25 protein-coding genes are annotated in these 25,907 nt (G+C 46.0%); 14 read left to right on the plus strand and 11 right to left on the minus strand.

Translation table 11 applies throughout. From position 1 onward, the window contains the following. Positions 1-127: 127 nt before the first annotated feature. From metF to BCU34_RS12730, 3 genes are all read right to left on the minus strand, one after another. Positions 128-1,027, minus strand: coding sequence for a methylenetetrahydrofolate reductase (metF, locus tag BCU34_RS12720; protein WP_029405383.1), 900 nt, complete (start codon positions 1,025-1,027; stop codon positions 128-130). Positions 1,028-1,303: 276 nt separating this feature from the next. Beyond that, entirely contained in the window at positions 1,304-3,715 is a 2,412-nt protein-coding gene (locus BCU34_RS12725) for a bifunctional aspartate kinase/homoserine dehydrogenase II (RefSeq protein WP_102479213.1), read from the minus strand. Between the two features lie 2 nt (positions 3,716-3,717). Continuing rightward, positions 3,718-4,899, minus strand: coding sequence for an O-succinylhomoserine (thiol)-lyase (locus BCU34_RS12730; RefSeq protein WP_102433313.1), 1,182 nt, complete (start codon positions 4,897-4,899; stop codon positions 3,718-3,720). A 208-nt stretch (positions 4,900-5,107) separates the two neighbouring features. Between BCU34_RS12730 and metJ the strand changes: the two genes are divergently transcribed. Then, positions 5,108-5,428, plus strand: coding sequence for a met regulon transcriptional regulator MetJ (metJ, locus tag BCU34_RS12735; protein ID WP_004415993.1), 321 nt, complete (start codon positions 5,108-5,110; stop codon positions 5,426-5,428). A 164-nt stretch (positions 5,429-5,592) separates the two neighbouring features. Here metJ and BCU34_RS12740 read toward each other — a convergent pair whose 3' ends face one another. Further along, positions 5,593-6,882, minus strand: coding sequence for a malic enzyme-like NAD(P)-binding protein (locus BCU34_RS12740; protein ID WP_019821524.1), 1,290 nt, complete (start codon positions 6,880-6,882; stop codon positions 5,593-5,595). A gap of 334 nt (positions 6,883-7,216) precedes the next feature. Next, a complete protein-coding gene (gene rpmE / locus BCU34_RS12745; RefSeq protein WP_004737142.1) occupies positions 7,217-7,435 on the minus strand; it encodes a 50S ribosomal protein L31 in 219 nt (72 codons plus the stop codon). A gap of 331 nt (positions 7,436-7,766) precedes the next feature. Here rpmE and priA point away from each other — a divergent pair, with 331 nt between their 5' ends. The 7 genes from priA (at position 7,767) to rraA (ending at position 15,712) form a co-directional block, all read left to right on the plus strand. After that, positions 7,767-9,968, plus strand: a complete 2,202-nt coding sequence (priA, locus tag BCU34_RS12750; protein WP_102479211.1) for a primosomal protein N' — start codon at positions 7,767-7,769, stop codon at positions 9,966-9,968. Between the two features lie 240 nt (positions 9,969-10,208). Beyond that, positions 10,209-11,213 carry a DNA-binding transcriptional regulator CytR gene (cytR, locus tag BCU34_RS12755; protein WP_048659182.1) on the plus strand — a complete coding sequence of 335 codons (1,005 nt, stop codon included), beginning with the start codon at positions 10,209-10,211 and terminating at the stop codon, positions 11,211-11,213. Positions 11,214-11,335: 122 nt separating this feature from the next. Continuing rightward, on the plus strand, positions 11,336-11,875 hold the full coding sequence (locus tag BCU34_RS12760; RefSeq protein ID WP_029405385.1) for an SPOR domain-containing protein: 540 nt from the start codon (positions 11,336-11,338) through the stop codon (positions 11,873-11,875). A gap of 224 nt (positions 11,876-12,099) precedes the next feature. Next, positions 12,100-12,648, plus strand: coding sequence for an ATP-dependent protease subunit HslV (gene hslV / locus BCU34_RS12765; protein WP_004729692.1), 549 nt, complete (start codon positions 12,100-12,102; stop codon positions 12,646-12,648). A 58-nt stretch (positions 12,649-12,706) separates the two neighbouring features. Further along, positions 12,707-14,047: an HslU--HslV peptidase ATPase subunit gene (gene hslU, locus BCU34_RS12770; RefSeq protein WP_048605412.1), complete on the plus strand. Its 1,341-nt coding sequence runs from the start codon at positions 12,707-12,709 to the stop codon at positions 14,045-14,047. A gap of 155 nt (positions 14,048-14,202) precedes the next feature. Beyond that, positions 14,203-15,120, plus strand: coding sequence for a 1,4-dihydroxy-2-naphthoate polyprenyltransferase (locus BCU34_RS12775; protein ID WP_048659183.1), 918 nt, complete (start codon positions 14,203-14,205; stop codon positions 15,118-15,120). Positions 15,121-15,193: 73 nt separating this feature from the next. Further along, positions 15,194-15,712 (plus strand): ribonuclease E activity regulator RraA, encoded by a 519-nt coding sequence (gene rraA, locus BCU34_RS12780; protein ID WP_102479210.1) that lies wholly within the window; start codon positions 15,194-15,196, stop codon positions 15,710-15,712. Positions 15,713-15,822: 110 nt separating this feature from the next. Here the strand turns inward: rraA and zapB are convergent, their stop codons facing one another. Beyond that, positions 15,823-16,065, minus strand: a complete 243-nt coding sequence (gene zapB, locus BCU34_RS12785; RefSeq protein WP_008219652.1) for a cell division protein ZapB — start codon at positions 16,063-16,065, stop codon at positions 15,823-15,825. Positions 16,066-16,389: 324 nt separating this feature from the next. On the opposite strand from zapB, the gene glpX reads away from it, so the two are divergent. The 3 genes from glpX (at position 16,390) to BCU34_RS12800 (ending at position 18,687) form a co-directional block, all read left to right on the plus strand. Beyond that, the gene (glpX, locus tag BCU34_RS12790; protein ID WP_048659185.1) at positions 16,390-17,397 is read left to right on the plus strand and encodes a class II fructose-bisphosphatase; all 1,008 of its coding nucleotides are present in this window, start codon (positions 16,390-16,392) and stop codon (positions 17,395-17,397) included. Between the two features lie 199 nt (positions 17,398-17,596). After that, complete coding sequence (locus tag BCU34_RS12795) at positions 17,597-18,217, plus strand: helix-turn-helix transcriptional regulator (protein WP_048659186.1); 621 nt, start codon at positions 17,597-17,599, stop codon at positions 18,215-18,217. Between the two features lie 122 nt (positions 18,218-18,339). After that, complete coding sequence (locus BCU34_RS12800) at positions 18,340-18,687, plus strand: DUF3135 domain-containing protein (protein WP_102479486.1); 348 nt, start codon at positions 18,340-18,342, stop codon at positions 18,685-18,687. A gap of 54 nt (positions 18,688-18,741) precedes the next feature. On the opposite strand, the gene BCU34_RS12805 is transcribed toward BCU34_RS12800, so the two are convergent. After that, complete coding sequence (locus tag BCU34_RS12805) at positions 18,742-19,170, minus strand: DUF805 domain-containing protein (protein WP_048659188.1); 429 nt, start codon at positions 19,168-19,170, stop codon at positions 18,742-18,744. 45 nt (positions 19,171-19,215) lie between these two features. Continuing rightward, on the minus strand, positions 19,216-19,563 hold the full coding sequence (locus tag BCU34_RS12810; RefSeq protein WP_017061157.1) for a 5-carboxymethyl-2-hydroxymuconate Delta-isomerase: 348 nt from the start codon (positions 19,561-19,563) through the stop codon (positions 19,216-19,218). A 249-nt stretch (positions 19,564-19,812) separates the two neighbouring features. On the opposite strand from BCU34_RS12810, the gene tpiA reads away from it, so the two are divergent. Further along, on the plus strand, positions 19,813-20,583 hold the full coding sequence (gene tpiA, locus BCU34_RS12815; protein WP_017061158.1) for a triose-phosphate isomerase: 771 nt from the start codon (positions 19,813-19,815) through the stop codon (positions 20,581-20,583). Between the two features lie 150 nt (positions 20,584-20,733). On the opposite strand, the gene pfkA is transcribed toward tpiA, so the two are convergent. The 3 genes from pfkA to BCU34_RS12830 form a co-directional block, all read right to left on the minus strand. Beyond that, entirely contained in the window at positions 20,734-21,696 is a 963-nt protein-coding gene (gene pfkA / locus BCU34_RS12820) for a 6-phosphofructokinase (RefSeq protein ID WP_017061160.1), read from the minus strand. A gap of 317 nt (positions 21,697-22,013) precedes the next feature. After that, positions 22,014-22,922, minus strand: coding sequence for a CDF family cation-efflux transporter FieF (gene fieF / locus BCU34_RS12825; RefSeq protein WP_048659217.1), 909 nt, complete (start codon positions 22,920-22,922; stop codon positions 22,014-22,016). A 164-nt stretch (positions 22,923-23,086) separates the two neighbouring features. Next, positions 23,087-23,596 carry a CpxP family protein gene (locus BCU34_RS12830; RefSeq protein ID WP_048663014.1) on the minus strand — a complete coding sequence of 170 codons (510 nt, stop codon included), beginning with the start codon at positions 23,594-23,596 and terminating at the stop codon, positions 23,087-23,089. A gap of 187 nt (positions 23,597-23,783) precedes the next feature. Here BCU34_RS12830 and BCU34_RS12835 point away from each other — a divergent pair, with 187 nt between their 5' ends. Together BCU34_RS12835 and cpxA are read left to right on the plus strand one after the other, a co-directional pair. Further along, positions 23,784-24,473, plus strand: a complete 690-nt coding sequence (locus tag BCU34_RS12835) for a response regulator (protein WP_048659190.1) — start codon at positions 23,784-23,786, stop codon at positions 24,471-24,473. Continuing rightward, on the plus strand, positions 24,473-25,852 hold the full coding sequence (cpxA, locus tag BCU34_RS12840; RefSeq protein ID WP_102478599.1) for an envelope stress sensor histidine kinase CpxA: 1,380 nt from the start codon (positions 24,473-24,475) through the stop codon (positions 25,850-25,852). Before BCU34_RS12835 ends, cpxA begins: the two co-directional genes overlap by 1 nt. Positions 25,853-25,907 lie beyond the last annotated feature (55 nt).

A 25,907-nucleotide genomic window follows, 5' to 3' on the forward strand; every position in this document is an offset into this window, starting at 1 on the left:
AAGCTAGAAGCTAGAATAGCAAAAGGCTTGAACTCTTAGAGTCCAAGCCTTTTTTGTATCTATAGGATTTGAAATTTTACAGCCAGAGGCTTTTACAAGCACTTAGGCTTTACTTCTTAGACTTTGCTTAAAGCGCAGCGACTTGTGGACGAACACCTAATGTGTGGCAAAGTGCGTAAGTCATTTCTGCACGGTTTAGCGTGTAGAAGTGGAAGTCTTTCACACCTTCACGGCTCAGTGTACGAACCATATCAATTGCTTGGCTAGCACCAACAAGCTGACGAGTCGTTGGATCATCATCCAAACCTTCAAACTGCTTCGCCATCCAACCCGGTACTTTTACGTTGTTCATCGCAGCAAAGCGAGACGCTTGCTTGAAGTTAGAAACCGGTAGGATGCCCGGAACAATTTCAACATCTACACCAGCCGCCACACAGCGGTCTCGGAAACGTAGGTAGCTTTCAACATCGAAGAAGAACTGAGTGATAGCACGGTTAGCACCCGCATCGACTTTACGCTTAAGGTTAATAAGATCCGATTGAGCGCTTTTTGCTTCAGGGTGAACCTCAGGGAATGCCGCTACTGAGATATCAAAATCGTGGCGAGATTTAAGTAGCTCGACTAGGTCAGATGCGTACATATCTGGCGCGCCGCCGCCTGCTGGAATATCACCACGCAACGCAACAATACTCTCGATACCATTCGCCCAGTAATCGTCGGCAATTTGAATCAGCTCTTCGCGACTCGCATCAATACACGTTAGGTGCGGTGCTGCAACTAAGCCTGTTTGGTTCTTAATCTCTTTAATGATTGAGTGGGTACGGTCACGTTCGCCCGAGTTTGCACCGTAAGTTACCGATACAAACTTTGGTTGAAGTGTTTTAAGACGGTGAACAGAATTCCACAGGGTCTCTTCCATCTTCTCATTGCTTGGTGGAAAAAACTCAAATGACACATTGATGTTGTCAGAAAGCTCAGCGATATTCTGATTTAAAGCGTCGATATGACTAGCGTGTGTGTATCCCATCTTACTCTCCCTGTGGCAAAAGCAACCACTAAAAACTCAAATCCTTAAACGACGTTTAGACGTCTATATGTCTGTAGAATGTATTGAATACGATTTAATGTCAACAGATCCATTATGAATTTTTTTCAAGTAGATCGTGAGTAAAACTCAAGTCGTTAGATGGGTCGCAAAGCAGAAATAAGGAAGAAAAAAGGCTGAGAAACACATCGTGCTTTCAGCCTTATTTATCTTAGTGAATAGTATGCTATTTAAGTGTCATAGCAAATGATCTGAGTATTAGAACAGGCTCGATATTCGGTTCAAATCAGACTGAATTGCACCAGCCGTCACTTCACGTCCAGCACCCGGGCCACGAATAACCAATGGATTATCTTTGTACCATTTACTCTCGATCGCAAAGATATTGTCGCAAGGCAGCAAGTTCGCCAGAGCGTGCTCTTTAGATAGGGCTTCAACACCTACGGTTGCCTTACCGTTCTTCTCTAAACGCGCTACGTAACGTAGAACTTTCTGTTGAGAGTGCGCTTTCTCTAAACGCTCGGCCAACTCTTCGCTTAGCACCGAAGCCTTATCAAAGAAGTCATCTACCGACAGATCTTGCAACTCTTCAGGGACCAGTGATTCCACTTTGACGTTTTCAGGCTCGATATCTAAACCCGATTCACGCGCCAGAATCACCAGCTTACGCATGACGTCTGAACCATCTAGGTCAGCACGAGGGTCAGGTTCAGTCAGGCCTTGTTGCCACGCTAAGTCAACCAACTCGCTGAATGGCACGGTGCCATCAAACTGTTGGAACAACCAAGACAGCGTGCCTGAAAAGATACCTGACAGCGCAATAATGTCATCGCCACTTTCACGCAAGTCTCTGACTGTGTGGTTAATCGGCAGGCCTGCACCAACGGTCGCGTTGTACAACCAGTGACGGCTGATCTTAGCGAAAACATCCTGTACTTGATGGTAATACTCGCTCGATGCAGAACCAGCCACCTTGTTAGCCGAGATCAGGTGAATACCTTGTTGTGCGACTTGCAGATATTTTGCTGCAAGCACTGGGCTTGCCGTAACATCTAACACAACCGCTTCATCGTAGCCCTGAATAGAACCTAAACGCTCTAACCAGTCATTACCATTGTTAGCAATCGCTTCATCGTCAAAACACTTACTCACTGAGGTCGCATCAATGCCTTGATCGTCGAACCAATAGGTTTGGCTATCAACCACGGCAACCAATTCAAAGTTCATTCCACGGCGCTTTTCAAGTTCCGCTTTTTGCTCTGCAAACAGGCTTAACCAGCTTGAACCAATGTTGCCCTTACCACACAAGGCTATCGCAACACGCTTCTGCGCTTGGAACAGTTGAGAGTGAATGCCTTTCACTAGGCTTGATGTTTCACTCTTACGAATGACTGCCACCAAGCTTAAGCCTGAGTTCGCTTCTGAGATGAACTCAACCGGCGAGCTCTTAAGCTGCTGGTAGAAACCGTAACAATGGTTCGGGTTCTTAGTCACACCCGCACCCACTGCAGCAATCAGAGAGAAACCTTCTTTGAGCTTAATCTCAGCTTCAATCGCATGGTCTTGTAGATATTCTAATGCACCACCAGCGATCTCTTCCGTATAGGCAAGACGCAAGCAGTGTTGATCCGGTTCAAGCTCATAAGCCAGCGGCTCAAGTTGAGCACGCTTAAGCCCTTCAAGCACTTCACTCTCTAGACGGTCGAAATCATGGCCGTGACCAAAGGTCAGCTGCACGATAAGCACTTCATCCAAAGAAGTAATAATTTTCGCGCCACGACCCGATGCCAGTACACGCTCTATCTGTGTAGAACCCGCCTCCGGCTGGTAGCTGCAGCGTAAGCTCAGATCCATAGCACTTTGAGCCACAGGCTGTAGCGTTCGGCTATGAAGCACTGGAGCGGCAAGACGTGCCAATTCACTAGCTTCATCAAGGCGAAGTAGAGGCAGTAGACACGCATCTGAAACCAAACGAGGGTCAGCGCTGTAAACGCCCGCCACATCACTCCAAATCGTCACGCGTTCAACTTCAGCCAAAGCACCAATCACGGTTGCTGAGTAATCCGAACCGTTACGACCAAGTAATACCGTTTCACCCTCGAAGTTCTGAGCCATAAAGCCCGTAATCACCACGCGGCAATGTGCATGCTGCGCTAAGGCTTCTTTGATCAGAGGATAAGAACGTGCGCGGTCAACTTCAGGTTGAGCACCCGCTTCTGCACGTAAAAAGGCACGTGCATCTTGAGCAACTGCTTGTAAGTCATGCTGGCATAACAAAGCAGCGAGTAGACGTGAAGACCAAACCTCACCGTGTCCAAGCACTTTTGCTTTTTGTGCTTCACTTAAAGGAGCCGTTAGCTCCCCCAAAGCGGTAAATTCTTGTTGAATGGTTGCCGTTAGCTGAGCCGAAGACTCACCTTCAAGCAGTGTTTCAATCAGTTCAAGCTGGAACTGACGAAGTGCCTGTAGGCATTCATGAGCAATACGACCATCTTTGTCGAGCGCTTCAACAAATTCAATTAAGCGGTTGGTTGTTTTGCCCGCTGCTGATACCACCACCAAATCAGTTGCTGTTGAGTATTCTCTAAGAATGTTGACCACGCGCTGATAACACTCAGGATTCGCTAAACTGCTGCCACCAAATTTATGTAGCTGGCGAAAGGTTGCCATTATTAACCCTCCCCTTCAGCGATAAAGCCTTGTGTCTTTTCAAACGCTTGCTTGAGGTCGTCAATCAAGTCATCAGCATCTTCAAGGCCAACAGAAAGACGCAGTAACTGTTGAGAAACACCCGCCTCTGCCAGTGCTTCTTCGCCCATCGCACGGTGAGTCATCGACGCAGGGTGACAAATCAAGCTTTCCACACCACCCAGTGATTCAGCCAAAGAGAACAGCTCTAATTTATCGACAAAGTACTTAAGCGCTTCGAATGAACCCGCAAACTCAAAGCTCAACATTGAACCAAAGCCAGACTGCTGTTTCTTCGCAATATCATGACCTGGATGTTCAGGGAGGCTTGGGTGATAAATAGTGCCAACGAGATCTTGCTGCTGCAGAGACGCCAGAATTTCACGTGAGCTTTCTTCGTGAACTCGCATACGCGCACCTAGCGTACGAATACCACGTAAAGTCATGTAGCTATCAAATGGTGTGCCGGTCGCACCAATACAGTTGCCCCACCAGGCTAGCTCTTCAGCGTGCTCTTCTGTCTTAGTGACCACAACGCCACCAATCACATCTGAGTGTCCATTGATGTACTTAGTGGTTGAGTGGATAACAAAATCCGCACCCAGCTCTAAAGGCTTTTGGAACACAGGTGTCAAAAACGTGTTGTCGACAGCAACCAGAGCACCAACCTCTTTCGCTTTGCGGCAAGTTTCTGCAATATCAACCACACGAACCAGTGGATTCGATGGGGTTTCGATTAAGATCAACTTTGGCTTAAGCGCGATCGCCGCATCTAGCGCAGCTTGATCCGATTGATCAACGAACAGAACTTTGAAGTCACCTTTCAGTGAGCGAGTGTTAAACAGACGGTAAGTACCGCCGTAGCAGTCGTGTGGTGCAATAATAAGATCATCGCCACCTAAGAAAGCAGAAACCCATAAGTTAAGCGCCGAAGTACCACAGTTAGTGACCACCGCGCCTTTGCCCGATTCAAGCTCAAACAGTGCAGTTTCTAGTAAACCGCGGTTTGGGTTACCAGAACGGGTGTAATCATACTTTGGCACTTCACCAAAAGCGGGAAACCCATAGTTAGTCGAAAGATAAATAGGTGGGACAACAGCATGGTGTTGCGTGTCTGACTCGATACCAGTACGTACTGCGATGGTTGCTGGCTTCCGGCTGCTCATAGGTGCTTCCTTACAAGTTTTGCGTCTGAGAATCACAGCTGCTTGTCGGCATTTTGCGGCTGTGTTAGATATATGTTATTCACTTTACTTTCATAAACGTGAGACGTCAACACTTCCAGACGTCTATATGTCTTTGCTTATGGCAGTAAATCCCGCTAAAATCACCACTATTAATTTATTCTAACAACTAAAGTGATGAAGGTACGCAATGGCCGACTGGAATGGTGAATACATAAGCCCATATGCTGAGCATGGAAAGAAAAGCGAACAAGTAAAGAAAATTACAGTTTCTATCCCTCTAAAAGTGTTAAAGGTTCTAACTGATGAGCGTACTCGCCGCCAGATTAATAACCTACGCCATGCAACAAACAGTGAGCTACTGTGCGAAGCCTTTCTACATGCGTACACAGGCCAACCACTACCAACGGATGAAGACCTTCGTAAAGATCGTCCTGACGATATCCCTGCTGAAGTTAAAAAACTGATGACAGAAATGGGTATCGAGTTCGAAGCGTTTGACGAAGAATAAAACAACTCAGTCACTGCCTTCATTATTGATTCGCTATAGCTGACCCTATCTATCACATTATGCATTGCGTTTTTATGACTACGCTGCGAATGATAGACATAAAAAAACCGACTCCAGATGAGTCGGTTTTTTATTATTCTTTTCTCTCAATAGAGCAGCAGCTACTACGCCATGTAGTTAGCAGGCATCTCGATACGAGCTACGCCAGATTCAACAGCCGCTTCCGCAACTGCTCGTGCTACGCGAGGAAGTAGACGTGGGTCCATTGGCTTAGGAATGATGTAGCCTTTACCAAATTCCAGTGCGGTCTCACCCGCCGCTGCTAGTACTTCAGCTGGAACTGCTTCTTTCGCCAGTTCACGAATCGCTTTAACCGCCGCTAGCTTCATTTCGTCATTGATTTCGCTTGCACGCACATCTAATGCACCACGGAAAATGAATGGGAAACAAAGTACGTTGTTTACTTGGTTAGGGTAATCACTACGGCCTGTACCCATGATAAGGTCAGAACGAACTTCGTGTGCAAGCTCAGGTTTGATCTCTGGATCTGGGTTTGAACATGCAAACACAACTGGCTTATCAGCCATCAACGTTAGTGCTTCAGCAGGCAGTAGGTTAGGACCCGATACACCTAAGAACAGGTCAGCGCCTTCGATAACATCTTCAAGTGTGCGCTTATCCGTGTTGTTTGCGAATAGCTCTTTGTATTCGTTCAGATCATCACGACGAGTGTGAATCACGCCTTTACGGTCAAGCATGTAAATCTTCTCACGCTGAGCGCCACACTTAATCAGTAGTTCCATACATGCAACCGCTGCTGCGCCAGCACCTAAACAAACGATCTTACACTCTTCAAGTTTCTTACCTTGAAGTTCGATCGCGTTCAGCATACCCGCTGCCGTTACAATCGCAGTACCGTGTTGGTCATCGTGGAATACCGGTACATCACAACGCTCAATCAGGCGACGTTCAATCTCAAAACAGTCTGGTGCTTTGATGTCTTCCAGGTTAATACCGCCGAATGTATCTGCGATATTCGCAACCGTATCAACGAACTCATCGATTGTGCGGTGTTTTACTTCAATATCGATAGAATCTAAACCAGCAAAACGCTTAAACAGTAGCGCTTTACCTTCCATTACAGGTTTAGAAGCAATAGGACCAAGGTTACCTAGGCCAAGAATCGCTGTACCGTTAGAGATAACAGCAACCATGTTGCCCTTACCTGTGTACTTATAGACGTTATCAACGTTCTGTGCGATCTCGCGAACAGGCTCAGCCACGCCTGGGCTGTATGCAAGTGCTAGGTCTTCTGCAGAGTTTGCAGGCTTCGTCAGTTCTACGGCAATTTTGCCTGGAATCGGGAACTCATGATAATCAAGAGCTTGCTGACGGAATTGTTCTTGAGGCGATAATTCTTGAGAGGATTGAGCTTGGCTGCTGTCTTCAGACATAGGTGTAGGTTCCTAGGATATTATTATTTGGGGTATCTTGTTCATGTTAATGGATGTACTTCAAAGTTCCTAGGTGGTTGGAGCCTCTGTCTCATTAAAAAACGAGATTTCACTACTAATAAGACCAGTGAGCAGTTGAAATTACTGTCGCTTGTTGAACTTTCGAGCTGAATTTTGGTGAAGAGAGATACGCAAGGAATTGCCCTGCAATAGAAAGGTAGGCACCTTAATCGTTGGGCGGGATTGAAGCTTGAATGAAAATCAGTGCTTTCTTAAATTTCAGGCAACAAAAAAGGACACCGAAGTGTCCTTTTTCATGTCTAAATAGCGAGAATTACTTCTTGCTAGAAAGAGCACCGAAACGCTTGTTGAAGCGATCAACACGGCCGCCAGTATCTACGATACGTTGCTTACCAGTGTAGAACGGGTGACATTTGTCACATACGTCTAGGTGGATAGATTCTTTTGCAAGAGTTGAGTTGAACTCAAATGTGTTGCCGCAAGAACAAGTTGCAGTAACTGCTTTGTATTCTGGGTGGATTCCAGCTTTCATGGGATAACCTCAAGTAGGCCGTGTCGCTATACGATTCTAAGCCGCACACCACACGTAGTTTAAAAAAGAAATAAAGACACCGCATCGACACAAAAGAGTGATGAAGCCATACCTTTAAGGCGCAGTATAGTAATGAATCTATAAGGCAGGATCAACTGATTTGATACATTTTTCACCAATTCTCTCTTTATTTCCTTTATCGGCCTGAGATTTCGAGCTGTCGTTGTCTGTATACGTTAACTCGCCGCCTTCATCCAAACTGCTTCTCGAATTTAACCGCCTTATCCTTTAGACTGTTCGCTCTCGTCAATTCAGATAAAGCCGTCCCTTTATGCGTCCAATGATTGCCCGCGTGGCACTGCCTGTTCCACTCGACAAGCAGTTCGATTACAAGATTCCTAGCCACCTATTTCCTATTATTGGTGGACGAGTCTCTGTGCCTTTTGGACGACAAACCTTAACCGGTATTGTAACGGCTCTGGTTAACGAATCTGAATTCGAGCTCGATAAGCTCAAACCCATTAAAGCCCTATTAGACAATCAGCCTGTTTGGCCGGAATCTGTCTATTCACTGTTAATGTGGTGCAGTCAATTTTATCAGTACCCTCTTGGCGAAACCTTTGCTAACGCCCTTCCGAGTGCTCTAAGAAAAGGCAAAGCCGCCGACTTCGCAACGCTGGTTGAGTGGCAGTTAACGCCATCAGGCAAAGACCAACTGATGCAAGGTTTTGGTCGCGCAGTCAAACAAGCCAAAGTGATGCACATGCTTGAGCAAGGCCCCGTTCCCCATCAAGAGTTCATTGATGAAGAAGTTGGCAGCGCCGTACTCAAGACACTAGAAGAGAAAGGCTGGATTGAATCGGTAGAGAAAAAGCCGAAGCGTCAGCCGTGGCCAGTTGATCTTGAAAACGACCAAGACAAACCTAAGCTCAATGCTGAACAAGCGATCGCGATTGCGACAGTAAATAGCCAAACCGATTTTAGTTGCTTCTTACTAGAGGGGGTTACCGGCTCAGGTAAGACCGAAGTCTACCTGAATATGATCAAGCCGATTCTCGACCAAGGTAAACAAGCGTTAGTCTTGGTACCGGAAATAGGCCTCACTCCACAAACGATTAATCGCTTTAAGCGTCGTTTTAATGTGCCTGTTGAGGTGATTCACTCTGGATTAAACGATTCTGAACGACTGAATGCTTGGTTATCAGCGCGAGACAAAATAGCGGGCATTGTGATTGGTACGCGCTCGGCTCTGTTCACTCCCTTCGCTGATCTGGGAATTATCATTGTCGATGAAGAGCACGACGCCTCTTATAAGCAGCAAGATAGCCTACGCTACCACGCTCGTGATGTAGCCATCATGCGTGCTCATAAAGCGCAGATTCCGGTTGTGTTAGGCTCGGCGACTCCGGCTTTTGAAACACTGCACAACGCTCAGATCGGTAAATACAGTTACCTCACCCTGACCTCACGTGCGGGTGTCGCGCTGCCGACCACCAATAAAGTGTTGGATGTAAAGGGTGAATATCTAGAAAGTGGCTTGTCTGCTTCTTTGATTGCTGAAATGCAAAGACACCTCAAAGCAGGCAACCAAGTGATGTTGTTTCTCAACCGCCGTGGGTTCTCTCCAGCACTGATGTGTCACGATTGTGGTTGGACAGCCGAATGTAAGCGTTGTGATGCCTACTACACCTATCACCAATACAGCAATGAGATGCGCTGCCACCACTGTGGCTCTCAGCAGCATATCGTACACAATTGCCAAGGTTGTGGTTCAGCGAACTTGGTGACGGTGGGTGTAGGTACCGAGCAACTAGAAGCACAGCTTGGCCAACTATTCCCTGAATACAAAACCATTCGTATTGACCGCGACAGCACCCGCCGTAAAGGCAGCCTAGAAAGCGCACTAGAGTCGATTCGTAAGGGTGAATACCAAATTCTTATCGGTACGCAAATGCTCGCTAAGGGTCATCATTTCCCTGACGTGACACTTGTGGCGTTATTGGATGTAGATGGCTCTTTATACAGCAGTGACTTCCGAGCCTCTGAGCGTCTTGCTCAACTGTTTATTCAAGTGGCAGGTCGTGCAGGTCGTGCAAGCAAGCCCGGTGAGGTGATATTACAAACTCATCACCCAGAACACGGGTTGCTGCAAGCCTTGCTTCACAAAGACTATAACCACTTTGCTCAGACGGCGCTGGCAGAACGTAAGCAGGCAATGTTACCGCCTTATACCTTTATGACGCTGTTTAGAGCAGAAGCCAACGACACGCGCTTGGTGGAAGAATTCTTGCGTCAAGTTCGTCACACATTGGAATCGCATCCACTGTTTGACCAATATTGCATGGTGCTAGGACCAACCCCAGCCCCATTAGCAAAACGAGCAGGCAAATCGCGCTGGCAGTTAATCTTACAGACTCAAACTCGCTCGTTAATGCAGAAGCTATTAATGAGCGCTAAGCCGGCAATTAATATGTTACCCGCCGCGAAAAAAGTTCGTTGGTCACTCGACATAGAGCCGCAAGATCTGAGCTAAACCCCTTCGGGTTAAAACTAATGATAAGTTTGTTCACAAATATTTCATATTTCTCGTGAGCAAGTTCACACGAGTCATGTGATTTTTGTTAATCTAGCCGTAACTTTACACGGATTAAACGAATAAAATATTGCAATAAAAAAAGTGTTAGCAACACTTTCATAATATCTATTCGATTACATTTATTATTCACGCCTTAGATACTTAGGCGACAAAGGAACTTAAAAGAGGGTTTAATTTATGGCGACAATGAAGGATGTTGCCCAGCTAGCAGGCGTCTCAACAGCCACGGTATCACGTGCATTGATGAACCCTGAGAAAGTCTCAGTTTCGACTCGTAAACGAGTGGAAACAGCAGTACTTGAAGCTGGATACTCACCCAATACATTAGCTAGAAACTTACGTCGCAACGAATCAAAAACCATCATCACTATCGTTCCTGATATCTGTGACCCTTATTTCGCCGAGATCATTCGTGGTATCGAAGATGCCGCAGTAGAAAATGACTACCTTGTCTTACTGGGTGATAGCGGCCAACAAAAGAAGCGTGAGTCTTCATTTGTTAACTTAGTTTTCACCAAACAAGCTGACGGTATGCTATTGCTTGGCACTGACCATCCATTTGATGTCAGTAAATCTGAACAAAAGAATTTACCACCAATGGTGATGGCGTGTGAGTTTGCCCCTGAGCTTGAACTGCCTACCGTACACATCGATAACCTGACCTCTGCATTTGAAGCGGTGAACTACTTAGCTCAGTTAGGTCATAAGCGTATCGCTCAAATATCAGGGCCAGTATCGGCAACGCTGTGTAAGTTCCGCCAACAAGGCTATCAACAAGCGCTGCGTCGCGCTGGAGTATCAATGAACCCTGCCTATAGCACCGTCGGCGACTTTACTTTTGAAGCCGGTGCTCAAGCGGTTCGTCAATTGTTGGCACTTCCTGAACAGCCTACAGCTATCTTCTGTCATAACGACGCGATGGCCATTGGCGCGATTCAAGAAGCGAAGAAGCTGGGCTTACGCGTTCCTCAAGACCTATCGATTGTCGGCTTTGATGACATCCAATTCGCTCAATACTGCGATCCTCCGCTAACCACCATTTCTCAACCTCGTTATGAGATTGGACGCCAAGCGATGTTGATGATGCTTGATCTACTGAAAGGCAACGATGTGCAAGCAGGTTCGCGTCTACTTGAAGCTAAATTAGTGGTTCGAGGCAGTACAGCGCCACCTCGTATGTAACCTTCAAAAATACCCTTACAAATCTGCGGCACATTTTGATGTGCCGCTTCCATTTCTGCACTATTATCCTCGCGCAATCTGGATTACCATGAGGGCAGAATCAGCAACTATTGAAATGTCTTGTGGCTAATAGAGATTATGTAAAGCGCGGTCGTGGTACGAAAAAGCCGACCAAAAAACAAGCCCCTCGCCGTAAACCTTGGCGCAGTGGTCTTTTGGCGATCCTCCTTGCCGGTGGTTTTGGTTACGGACTTTACCTATTGAGTAATGATCCTGAGCCGCCAGCACCTGCTCCTGTGGTAACCAAACCAAAACCTAAGCCAAAACCAGCGAAAGTGATTCCGCCGCCTCCTGAAGAGAAATGGGACTACGTTGAAACGCTGCCAAGCCGCGAAATCGAAGTGAAAGCCAAAGAGCAAGAGATCTCGAAGATCCCTTACATCATGCAGTGTGGCGCTTACAAAACCTCGTCGCAGGCAGAAGCTCGTAAGTTGGATATTGCCTTCCAAGGTATCTCGAGTGAGATCCGCAAGAAAGATGGCAGTAGCTGGTACCGTGTGGTTCTAGGTCCATACAAGTTGAAGCGTGACGCAGAGCGAGATCGCCATAAGCTGCAACGAGCGAAAATCGAACCTTGTGCTATTTGGAAAGACACCGAGTAATTTAGATTCAGCGGCAGTCTCGGTCTTAGTAAAAGCCGAAAACCAAACACCGAAAGCCTCCCACTGTGGAGGTTTTCTTTTATCCCCCCCCCCTTTAACCAAATTTCCTTACAACTTCCGCCGATAAGTTTGCACGACATCACTCACCCTTCCTTGAATTATCCGAGCGCCATCCTCATATACTTTTTATACCCAAAGATAAGAAATATTAAGAGGCCCTACTCGTGACTACCATTGTATCTGTACGTCGTAATAATAAAGTCGTCATCGCGGGTGATGGACAAGTATCTCTAGGCAACACTGTAATGAAGGGCAATGCCCGTAAAGTACGTCGCCTATACAACAACAAAGTACTGGCAGGTTTTGCTGGCGGTACCGCTGATGCTTTCACGCTATTCGAAAAATTTGAAAGCAAGCTGCAAATGCACCAAGGTCACCTAACCAAAGCTGCCGTTGAGCTAGCGAAGGATTGGCGTAGCGACCGTGCTCTGCGTAAGTTAGAAGCACTGTTAGCAGTAGCGGATGAGACCGCTTCACTGATCATCACTGGTAACGGTGACGTAGTTCAACCAGAGAACGACCTGATTGCGATCGGTTCTGGTGGTAACTTCGCTCAAGCAGCAGCTACTGCACTATTAGAAAATACTGATTTAGATGCGCGTGAAATCGCAGAAAAGTCGCTGAACATTGCGGGCGACATCTGTGTCTTCACCAACCATCACCACACTATTGAAGAACTAGAAAGCACCGTTGAGCTGCCAAAGCCAGAGTAACGACCGCTTCCATCAATAACGTTGTATTCAACAGTGATTAAAGAATTAAGGAAAAACCATGTCTGAGATGACTCCTCGCGAAATTGTTCACGAACTCAATCGCCACATTATCGGCCAAGACAACGCTAAGCGTTCAGTAGCTATCGCTCTGCGTAACCGCTGGCGTCGTATGCAGCTTGAAGAAAGCCTGCGTGTTGAAGTATCACCAAAGAACATCCTAATGATTGGCCCAACAGGTGTCGGTAAAACTGAAATTGCTCGCCGCCTAGCGAAATTAGCAAACGCGCCTTTCATCAAGGTAGAAGCGACTAAGTTCACCGAAGTTGGCTACGTTGGTAAAGAAGTTGAGACCATCATCCGTGATCTAACGGACGTTGCAATCAAGATGACACACCAACAAGCGATGGAGAAAGTACAGTACCGCGCTGAAGAACAAGCTGAAGAACGCATTCTTGATGCCCTTCTACCACCAGCACGTGATGCTTGGGGTCAGAACGAGCAATCAACAGAAGACACCACCTCTTCAAACACTCGCCAGATTTTCCGCAAGAAACTGCGTGAAGGTAAGCTAGACGACAAAGAGATCGAAGTTGATGTAGCCGCGCCGCAAATGGGTGTTGAAATCATGTCACCTCCAGGCATGGAAGAGATGACAAACCAGCTGCAAGGCATGTTCCAAAACCTAGCAGGCGACACCAAGAAAAAGCGTAAGATGAAAATCAAAGACGCATTCAAAGCACTGACGGAAGAAGAAGCTTCAAAGCTTGTGAACCAAGAAGAGCTAAAAGAGAACGCGATCTTCAACGCTGAAAACAACGGCATCGTATTCATCGATGAGATCGACAAAATCTGTAAGCGTGGCGACAGCTCAGGCCCAGACGTATCTCGCGAAGGTGTTCAGCGTGACCTACTGCCTCTTATCGAAGGCAGCACAGTATCAACCAAGCACGGCATGGTTAAAACTGACCACATCTTGTTTATCACATCAGGCGCATTCCAAGTGGCTAAGCCATCTGACCTGATCCCTGAACTACAAGGTCGTCTACCAATCCGCGTAGAACTTGAAGCACTATCAGCACATGACTTCAAACGCATCCTGACTGAACCAAAAGCATCTCTAACAGAGCAATACATTGCCCTAATGAAAACAGAAGATGTGAGCATTGAGTTTACTGAAGATGGCATCAACCAGATTGCGGACGCAGCATGGCGCGTAAACGAAACCACTGAGAACATCGGTGCGCGTCGTCTACACACAGTAATGGAGCGTCTAATGGATGAAATTTCATTCGAAGCAACAGACAAAGCTGGCAGCAAGCTTGTTATTGATGAAGCTTACGTAACGTCGAAACTTGGTGAGTTCGTAGAAGACGAAGACTTAAGTCGCTTCATCCTGTAGCACACCAAACTCCAACTTATTGCTCTATCTCAAAGAAATAGCAGCTAATAAGCGAATTCAAGGCCCACTTTCGAGTGGGCTTTTTATTACCCGAAAAATGGGCGTATACTCAAATCACAGTTTGAAACGAAGACTTACAAAGAAATAGACCTACGATGAAACAATCTCTACTGATTTGGCTTGATGCCGCACGACCAAAAACTCTGCCTCTTGCACTTGTCTCTATTCTTACAGGAAGTAGTTTAGCGTTCGCCGGCGGTCAGTTTTCTTTATCGATAGCACTACTGGCTTTTCTAACCGCCACCCTATTACAGATTCTGTCGAACCTAGCCAATGACTATGGCGACGCAGTAAAGGGCACAGACAACGAAAATCGCCTGGGACCAACACGCGCCATGCAATCTGGCGCGGTAACAGCGAAAACCATGAAGCAAGCGATCATCCTCAACATCGTGTTTACCATGGTCGCTGGGCTGATTCTTATTTTTCACGCCTTAACCTCGATTGAAAGTATCTTATCTTTCATTGCGTTAGGCGTATTAGCCATTGTTGCAGCCATCGCTTACACCGTCGGTAATAAACCTTATGGCTATATCGGCCTTGGCGACTTATCGGTGTTTATCTTCTTCGGTTTGTTAGGTGTATCGGGGACTTACTTCTTGCACACTGGCCATGTTGAACCAAGCCTGTTTCTCCCTGCTCTGGGCTGCGGACTGATGGCGGTTGCGGTACTCAATATCAACAACATGCGCGATATCGAAAACGACAGCGAATGCGGTAAACGTACCATGGCAGTTCGCCTAGGACAGCGCAAAGCTAAGCACTATCATTTCGCCTTGCTTGGTCTCGCCCTTGCGTCTTTCGCTATTTACCTACTGATTCAAGAAAAGCCAGCCTGGATCAGCCTGCCGTTTTTACTGAGTATTATTATTGTTTATAAACATGGCAAAGCTGTTTGGGAAACCGAAAAACCCGCGCAGATTGCACCAATGATGCCAGTGATTGTGAAATGCTCACTGGTCACTAACCTATTGTTTGCAGGGGTTGTCGTAGCTCAAACTCTATTGAGTTAAATGAGACTAATCATTGCAAAGGGATCAAGCACCGATATACTCAAAGTAAGCTCATTGTTCAAAAGGTATACGAATGGAATACAACACTTCAGCACTGTGCGACATATATTTGGATCAAGTTGATGTCGTGGAACCAATGTTCAGCAACTTCGGTGGACGTGCATCCTTCGCAGGACAGATCACGACATTAAAGTGTTTTGAAGACAACGCTTTGATTCGCTCTGTACTAGAGCAAGATGGTCTGGGGCGTGTGTTGTTAATCGACGGTGGTGGCTCACTGCGTAAAGCGCTGATTGATGCTGAGATTGCCCTACTTGCCGAAGACAATGAGTGGGAAGGTATTGTGGTTTACGGCTGTGTTCGTGAAGTCGATGAGCTTGAAGACATGAACTTAGGTATCCAAGCCTTGGCTTCTATTCCCGTTGGTGCGAGCCAAGAGGGTGTCGGTGAGTTAGACGTTCCAGTGAACTTTGGTAGCGTGACCTTCTTACCAGAAGATTACCTCTACGCTGACAACACCGGTATCATTCTTTCAGCCGAACCTCTAGATGTAGAACTCGATCTGGATGTTGAGGAAGAAAAGGTCGAGTAACTCACTCGGCTTTGAATACTAAAACAAAGCATAAGAATACGAAGTATTAGAACGCAAACAAAAACGCCCGCTACTGAGTAGCGGGCGTTTTTTTAAATCTGAAGAGTCGATTACTCTACTTCATCCATTTTACCAAGAAGGTTACGGATGCGATCTTGCCATGCTGAATGCTCTTCCTGCATTTGCTGAGTTTTTTGCTCTAGTTCGTGACGGCTTGCTTTTAGCTCACCAGCTTCTGTTGCTAGTGCTTGTTTCTCTTCTTTAAGCTCTTCCACTTCCATTTGAAGAAGTGCAATTGTATCTACTGCTGTTTGAATTTTTGCTTCTAGCTGCTCTAGTACTTCAAAAGACATTCTGGCCTACCTTTAAGTTATCCGTTTGATGGTGAAGGTTCACTCCACTTATTTCCCCATTCTACTCAGCAGAGCAAGGATAAACACTCAATATATTCGATATTTTGCGCCATTCGATGAAAAAAACAGCGCTTTTTACCGAATATTGACGTGAACGATTAGCGCCACAACGGCAAACCGATTATTTTGATGAATAATAACTGTTTTCCACTGCGAATTGATCGAGAGCAATCTCCAAAAAACAAAAAGGCAAACGTTTCCTTTTGGATATGGTAAAATTCGCCGCGAAATTTCTATTCCCCCTTTGAAAATTTTGGAGTCCGCATGAAACGCGATTTAGCAATGTCATTCTCTCGTGTCACAGAAGGTGCAGCACTAGCTGGTTACAAGTGGCTTGGCCGTGGCGATAAAAACGCTGCAGATGGCGCTGCTGTAGAAGTAATGCGTAGCCTATTAAACAAAACCGAAATTAGCGGTGAGATTGTTATCGGCGAAGGTGAGATCGATGATGCACCTATGCTGTACATCGGCGAAAACGTAGGTGTGGGCGGCGACGCTGTCGACATCGCAGTTGATCCAATTGAAGGGACACGCATGACAGCTATGGGCCAATCAAATGCATTGGCTGTATTGGCTGCAGGCGAAAAAGGCAGCTTCCTTAAAGCGCCTGATATGTACATGGAGAAGTTGGTTGTAGGCCCAGGTGCTAAAGGCGTGATTGACCTAGAACTACCACTAACAGAAAACCTAGAAAACATTGCGAAAGCACTAGGTAAAACACTCGATACTCTAGTCGTAACCACACTGGCAAAGCCTCGTCACGATCAAGTCATCGCCGACATGCAAGCTATGGGCGTTCGTGTATTCGCTGTGCCAGACGGTGATGTTGCGGCTTCTATCTTAACGTGTATGCCAGACAGCGAAGTGGACGTCATGTACTGCATCGGCGGCGCACCTGAAGGTGTGGTTTCTGCCGCGGTAATTCGCGCACTTGATGGTGATATGCACGGTCGTCTTCTACCTCGTCACGAAGTGAAAGGCGACACAGCAGAAAACCGTAAGCACGGTGAACTTGAACTTGAGCGCTGCGCAGAAATGGGCGTAACGGCGGGTATCGTGTTGAAGATGGAAGACATGGCACGCAGCGACAACGTTGTATTCTCAGCAACGGGCATCACTAAGGGTGACTTACTAGAAGGCATTACTCGTCAGGGTAATATCGCAACCACAGAAACTCTGCTTATCCGTGGCCGCTGCCGTACGATTCGCCGCATCAAATCTATCCACTACCTAGAGCGTAAAGATCCAGAAGTAGTAGGTCATATCCTGTAAGTCTAAACTCGGTGAAACAGAATATTCGAAGGCTGATACCAAGTATCAGCCTTTTGTTTTTATTGGCGCACCAGAATCTCACCATGGCTGCCGATAGAGTAAAACGCGAGCTATAGAGTAAATCATCATCAATATAGTAAATGGTTTGCTTTATAAACACCTTGCCTCATAATAGTAAGGTTCATGAGGTAGGGATAGTATGAAAACAAGCGACAAAATCTTACAGACCATTAAGCGTCAAGGCGCGGTAACCGCGAAACAACTGTCAGAAGAATTTGGCATGACGACAATGGGTGCAAGGCAACATCTGCAAAGCCTGGAAGATGACGGTATTCTTGCGTTTCATGATGTGAAAGTGAAGGTGGGTCGCCCGACTCGCCACTGGTCCCTGACTCAACAAGGCCACAGCCAATTTACAGACCGACATGGTGAACTCACTATTCAAGTGATTGATGCTGTGGAAAATCTATTTGGTAAAGAAGGGCTGGCTAAGGTTGCGGCCGAGCGTGAACAACACACACTAAAGCAGTATCAAACTGCGCTATCTGACTGTGATTCACTCATCAGCAAACTTAAAAAACTCACCCAGCTTCGTGAAGACGAAGGCTACATGGCAGAGCTTCAAGAGCATGACGATCACTACATCTTGATTGAGAACCACTGCCCTATCTGCAAGGCTGCAACTCGCTGCCCTAGCCTGTGCCAGTCTGAGCTCAATGTGTTTACTGAGTTACTAAAAGATGAGTGCCACGTGAGCCGTACAGAGCACATAATTGCTGGCGAGAGACGCTGCACTTACACCTTAACACCCGCACTTTGATCGTAACGATAAACGGCTGATGCTGTCTCAATATTGAGAAAATGCAAATAGATTAAAATTTGTACAGTTTTCTTTCTTAAGCTTATAGCATATGAAACACGCTTAATGCTAAGGAAGGAATGATGGCGCATCCTCAACCCGATCAAAAACTGCCACCCTTTGACGAACTTGTCCAACTCGCGAAAAGCGATCCTAAAGCATTCAACCAATTCAAACACGAGATGTGCGAACAGATGATTTGTTCGGCTTCAGAGACCATGCAAGGTAGGCTTCGCGCTCAACAAAGTCACATCGACTTAGTGGTTAGTCGCTGTAAAAACCCACACCATGCCAATGTCGTGCTCATGCAAGAGTTGCGCTGTCAGGTCTGTAAGTTCCAAGATGCACTCGAAGGGCGCAGCGGCTTTGAAGAATCTCTGCCTGAAAATGTCGTGCCTTTTAAGCCGAATACCGAACCTAAAATGTACTGAAAGTAGCAAGGCATTAAAAAGAAAAAAGGGAGCCTAATGGTCCCTTCTTATCTATCAATATTTACATGGGTCTTCGCCGTAGTCATTACGGCCTTCAGTGCCCTTCAACAAGCCACACTCAATCAGAATCCATAAGCCACACACTAATGCCGCGACGGTTGCCGCCATATGAATTGGCGATACAGGCTCTGTGGTAGTCGCAGCCATTGGCGAAGCTAAACGACCCAGTACTAGCGGCACATTTAGCAATAGCCAGTAATTCGACTTATTGCGGTCGTGCCAGCGCTTAGCGGTGACCGCAAGATCTGGGATCACAAGCATCAATAGGAAGATTGGTAGCAGGATATACGAATAAGCAGGGAACAACACAGAGATACCAGAAGCAAAACCAGTAATCGCTATGTAGTAGAAAATATTCCAAATCCAGTAAGTCTTACGACCAATTCTCCCCTTGAAAGAGAGCAGTAAATCTTTCATCGACATCTTAAATACTCAAATTTATACGCCGCTAAAAGTCAGCAGCAATGGTTAGTTTATTACTTTTTGAAAACAACTTTTATCCATATCACGAATATTCACCGTTAAGCTTCTTACATGACTCGCTTGCTCTTGCAGGATCTGCATTAACGATCGTGACAATTCTCGCTTTTGCTCTTCCGTTCGTCCCGAAAGTAACTCAAAGCTGATATGAATAAAGTCTACACTATCTTCCTCATCACCGACCAACCAATTATGGCAACGCAGTGAACGAGACTTCACTGATGGCACATCAAACAAGCCACATGTGAGAGCGACTTGGTGGAGATCTTCCAGTAAGCCTTGGATATTCACTCGCTCATCCACTGAATTGGAGTACTCTAGAACTAGATTCGGCATTGTTACTTCCTGTTGTTAACGCAATCGTTTGTCCCTTAATAACAACTAACGATGAAAAATCCGAGAAGTTAGCTATTATTCTGTCTGCCGGATCACTGATATATGCTCAAAATCTACTCTGACCATTGAGTAAGATCCAAGAAAGTCATGACCACAGTCATGATCTGTTGATATTAATCTGTTATATTATTTCGTAATAAAATTTACTTTTTTACATTCGATTTATTTAAATACTTTGGAGATATTCCTATGCGTCATCCTGTAGTTATGGGTAACTGGAAACTAAACGGCAGCAAAGAAATGGTTGTTGATCTACTAAACGGTCTTAACGCTGAACTTGAAGGCGTAACAGGCGTAGACGTAGCAGTTGCTCCACCAGCACTTTTCGTTGATCTTGCTGAGCGTACGCTTACTGAAGCTGGCAGCGCGATCATCCTAGGTGCTCAAAACTCTGACCTAAACAACAGCGGTGCATTCACTGGCGACATGTCTCCAGCAATGCTTAAAGAGTTCGGTGCATCTCACATCATCATCGGTCACTCTGAGCGTCGTGAATACCACAACGAATCAGATGAGTTCGTAGCTAAGAAATTCGCATTCCTAAAAGAGAACGGCCTAACTCCTGTTCTTTGTATCGGTGAATCTGAAGCACAAAACGAAGCCGGCGAAACTGTTGCTGTATGTGCTCGTCAACTTGACGCTGTTATCAACACTCAAGGTGTTGAAGCTCTTGAAGGCGCTATCATCGCTTACGAACCAATCTGGGCTATCGGTACTGGTAAAGCAGCTACAGCTGAAGATGCACAACGCATCCACGCTCAAATCCGTGCACACATCGCAGAGAAATCTGAAGAAGTTGCTAAGAAAGTTGTTATCCAATACGGCGGTTCTGTTAAGCCAGAAAACGCAGCAGCTTACTTCGCACAACCAGACATCGACGGTGCTCTAGTTGGCGGCGCAGCTCTAGACGCGAAAAGCTTCGCAGCTATCGCTAAAGCAGCAGCTGAAGCAAAAGCTTAATTTAAACGTCACCGTTTAGATTAGATGAAAGGTCAACTTAGGTTGGCCTTTTTTGTTGCCTGTCATTCCAGAAACCTCAAACGGCAGGCACAAAAAAACCGCTGAACAATCAGCGGTTTTTAAATTCTTTAAGCGAACGCTAGGCGTGACTTAGAACAACTCTTCTGCAACGCGGAACAGCTCAGAACGGTCTGGGTTCTGCATGTTCTCGATACAGTCGATGATGTCGTGGTGAACAAGTTCTTCTTTCTCGATACCAACACAACGACCACCGTGACCTTCTTGAAGAAGGTGAACAGCGTAGTTACCCATGCGAGAAGCCAGTACACGGTCAAATGCAGTAGGACGACCACCACGTTGGATGTGACCAAGAACCGTTGCACGAGTTTCACGACCAGTTGAAGATTCGATCTCTTTAGCCAGTTCGTTCGCATCCATCATTAGCTCAGTTAGAGCGATGATTGCGTGCTTCTTACCTTTAGCAATACCATCTTGGATGTTGCTGATAAGCTGTTCTTTATCTAGGCCAGTCTCTGGAGTAATGATGTACTCACAACCACCCGCGATTGCTGACATAAGCGTAAGGTCACCACAGTGACGGCCCATGATTTCAACAATAGAAATACGTTGGTGAGAAGAAGACGTGTCACGTAGACGGTCAATTGAATCAATAACAGTGTTAAGCGCTGTTAGGTAGCCGATTGTGTAGTCAGTACCCGCGATATCGTTATCGATTGTGCCTGGAAGACCGATACATGGGTAACCCATTTCAGTCAGTTTCTTAGCACCCATGTAAGAACCGTCACCACCGATAACAACAAGTGCTTCGATGCCGTGCTTCTTAAGGTTCTCAATGCCTTTCTCACGAACAGCAACGTCTTTGAACTCAGGGAAACGTGCAGAACCTAAGAAAGTACCACCACGGTTGATCACGTCAGATACGCTTGAACGGTCAAGCTTTTCGATACGGTCTTCAACAAGGCCTTGGTAGCCGTCGTAAATGCCGTAAACTTCAATGCCAACTGATAACGCAGTACGAACAACGCCGCGAACTGCTGCGTTCATACCTGGAGCGTCACCACCACTGGTCAAAACACCGATCTTCTTAATCATGCTCACCCTCGATTTTTGGGAATCTATTATTCAATTCTTGTACTTGCTGATTGTATATCAACAAGATTTTAAATCTGTATTTGTGCTTTATGTTACATTTCCTCAAAGGGAATAGCACTTAAATCGCGTAAATTTATGTAACATTTCTACTTCTGTAAGAGTATTACAGTTTTACTCAGTAACTTTGTTGATTCACATCAGAATCAACATTAATTGTTACTAAGGTGTTTTTTGAATCACCAAAGAGTTAGTAATTTTTACTCACTTTAGTTCAAAAGCCACCCACTTACCATTTGCCAGCTAATTTTTAGCACGCATTACCACGAGTGGAATTTCTGCTGCTTCTCTGGTCCAAATACGACCGAATACGGGTCTTGGTGAATTAATACATCAGCATCAGGGAACACGGAGATAAGCTTAGCCTCTACTTCGTCTGAAATGCGATGCGCTTCAATAAGTGGGATATTATCTTCTAATTCTAGATGCAGTTGAATGAAGCGAATTGGCCCCGAACGACGCGTTCGTAATTGATGCACACCCAAAACGCCTTCCACGCTCAATGATGTCTCTTTTATCTGCTTTAGTTCTTCATCAGGTAGCTTATGATCAAGCAGAGATTGAACCGCTTCCATCGCCATTTGATAAGCGCTGTACAGAATGTAGATACCTATACCGACCGCAAATACAGAGTCCGCTTGGCCAAGCCCAAACCAACTCAATGCCAGTGCTAGCATAATCGCGGCGTTCATATAAAGGTCTGATTGATAGTGCAATGAATCGGCTGCAATAGCTTGGCTACCCGTTTTGTTGACCACATGTTTTTGGAAGCGAACCAGACCAAAGGTCATCACTATCGCGAACAGGCTGACGTAGATACCAATTTCTGGAGAGTTCAGTTCATGAGGTCGGAAGAAGCGCTCAATACCATTGAGAATAAGGAAACATGCTGAGCCTGAAATAAACATCGCTTGCGCTAATGCAGCAAGGGATTCGGCCTTACCATGACCAAAGGTGTGCTCTTTGTCGGCAGGCTGCAGAGAGTAGCGAACCACGATAAGGTTAACGACAGAGGCTGCGATATCAAGCATGGAGTCCACGACGGAAGCCAACAGACTCACAGAACCTGTCACCCACCACGCTGCGACTTTCACTATCAATAAAATAGTGGCGATGGTTGTGGCTGCCCAAGCGGCGAGCGTAACTAAACGTGCGTATTCTTGTTTCATAACTTGGCTATAAAGTGACTGATAGCACAAAGTATAACCCGCAAACAACCAATTGAATATGACAGCCATGATGTAAAACATTCATTTTTAAGGATCAAAAAAAGCGGCACACGGCCGCTTCTTTCTAAACACTTTCATGCAACGCTGATTTCTCAAGCAATGAATTACTTGTCTTTGTTCATGCGTTTTTCCATTTTGTCAGCACACTTAGTCATGCGCTCTTGTTGGATTTCTTTCAGTTGAGTCTTTTGCTCAGGTGTTAGTACGCTCATCATTTGATGTTGTTTCTTAAGCATTGCTACGCGACGCTCAGTTTGCTTCTCAACCATTTGGCTTGCTAGGTCGTTTGCTGCTGCTTCATCGAAGTTGTCAGCCAGTACCAATGCTTGAACTTTCTCTTGATGCGCTTTCATTTTCGCCATCTTGTCAGCTTTATTGCCTGAGTGTTTTGCTTTCATCTCAGCGCGGTTCGCTTCTCGCATCTCTTTTAGTTCTGCTTTTTGAGCATCAGTCAGGTCTAGCTGACGCATCACTTTCTTATCGAAGCCGCCACATTTACCGTGCATGCCTTTGTGGTCGCCTTTATCACCACCACCGTAAGCATATGCGCTTGCTGTACCAAAAATAAGTGGAAGTGCCGCAGCTGCTAGTACAAGTTTCTTAGTCATTTTCATAATTGTTGCCTCAATTCGGTATAATAAGTCATGTGTTGCGTCTGTTTCTCAGCGCTTGAATATAGATTAGTCTTTCCCTCGTAAAGTGACGTTTAGAAAGCGTAAAGAATCGTAAAGAGTGAAAGTTGACGAATAATTAGCAGTATTATTAACCTGTAAATAGCAGATAACCGATTAAGGCTTCCCAATGGCGAACATTCTTCTTATTGATGACGACACCGAGTTAACCAGCTTACTCAAAGACATTCTGAGCTTTGAGGGCTTCACTGTTTCCGAAGCCAATGATGGCTATGCGGGACTTGAAGCTATCAATGATGAGATTGACCTGATTCTTTTGGATGTGATGATGCCGCGTCTTAATGGCATGGAGACACTAAAGAAACTGAGAGAAAATTGGGAAACGCCCGTGCTGATGCTGACCGCAAAAGGCGAAGAGATCGACCGTGTAATTGGCCTTGAACTTGGCGCAGACGATTATCTACCTAAGCCTTTCAGTGACAGAGAGTTGTTAGCGCGTATTCGTGCCATTTTGCGTCGGACTCAAACCACCACTGCACCTAAAGCGGTCAGTGACAAGGTTCAATATCAAGACATCGAAGTCTTCCCTGGTAAACAAGAAGCCTACTGCAATGGTCAGCTCATCGACCTCACCACAACCGAGTTCGCACTACTGAGTCACCTTATCCAAAATCCAGGGCAAGTGATCACCAAAGAAGCATTGAGCCTAGATGTGTTAGGTAAAAGGCTTGCGGCGTTTGACCGCGCAATTGATATGCACATCTCCAATCTGCGTAAAAAGATTCCTGAGCGTAGCGACGGCAAATCTCGCATCAAAACCTTACGAGGCCGTGGTTACTTATTGGTAGAGGAAGATTAATGCGTATCCCTAAAATCACCAGCTTATATGGACGTATCTTTGCTATCTTTTGGTTCACCATGTTACTGGTGCTTTTGTCGGTGCTGTCACTTCCCCATTTAGATCCACGTGTAGCACGTGATGTGCCCGCGGATCATCTCAATAAGTTAGAGCGTATCGCTAAATTCACAGAGAAACGCTACGCCAAAGAACCGAATCTGGGCAAAATTGTGTTCCAACTTGAGGCACCACGTAGCCGCAAGGATTCTCGCGCCCGCATCTACTTAACCGACCTTGAAGGAGCAGTCCTTACCTCTAAGAGACATTCAGACTACAAGTTGAAGGCAATTCGAAACTTTGTGACCTCAATTGAGAACCCTGAAGTGCCGAAGCAGAAGCTATACGGGCACTACATGGTGGCTGGGCCTGTGCCTATTACGCTTGCCGGTGAAGAGTTGCTGATGTACGCAGGAGTGAAATGGAATCAACCACCGCCATTCTTGTTACGCCTGTTTGATAAACCTCTGCAGCTTTTGCTTGCCGTGATGTTAGCCAGTACCCCGCTATTATTATGGTTAGCTTGGGCATTGAGCCAACCTGCTCGCAGGCTCGAACGCGCAGCTCAGCGCGTAGCGAAAGGTCAATTTGAAGTCGATCCAACACTTGAAAAAGGCACTTCAGAGTTTAGACAAGCAGGTGAAAGCTTTAACCAGATGGTAGAAGCGGTGAACCAAATGATTTCGGGGCAACAGCGACTGCTCTCTGATATTTCACACGAGCTCCGCTCCCCACTGACTCGTCTGCGTATGGCCAATGCTTTGGCAATTCGTAAACAAGGTGAGAGCCAAGAGTTAGAACGCATTGACACCGAAGCACAACGTTTGGAACAGATGATCAGTGAGCTACTGACGCTATCTCGTATGCAGGTCGACAGCCACATTACTCGTGAGGTTCAACCTATCTCGAGCCTGTGGGAAGAGATCTTGAAAGACGCACAGTTTGAAGCCGAGCAGATGGGTAAACAGCTGACGTTCTCGGAGATCCCCGAGCGTTCTATTTCGGGTAACCCTAAGCTGCTGATGAGTGCGCTAGACAATATTACGCGTAATGCCATCTACTACGGCAAAGACCAAGTCGATGTGCAGTTCCACGTGGTGCAAGATCAGCTAACAATTTGCGTCAACGATAATGGTGATGGTGTACCTGATGATGAATTAGATTCTATCTTCAGGCCTTTCTACCGTGTCTCAACTGCCCGTGATCGTAATACCGGAGGCACAGGGCTTGGGTTAACCATTACTGAAAGTGCGATTCGCCAACACAGCGGAACCATCACAGCAACCCGCAGCCAGTTAGGTGGATTGCAGCTCGAAATCACCCTACCTATCTTACCGGTGTAATACCCTTACAAAGATCATAGTTGATAATGATTGTTATTATCATTATGGTAAATCC

Origin of the sequence: Vibrio sp. 10N.286.45.E10, from assembly GCF_002874195.2 — a bacterium.
GTDB classification, from domain to species: domain Bacteria; phylum Pseudomonadota; class Gammaproteobacteria; order Enterobacterales; family Vibrionaceae; genus Vibrio; species Vibrio crassostreae.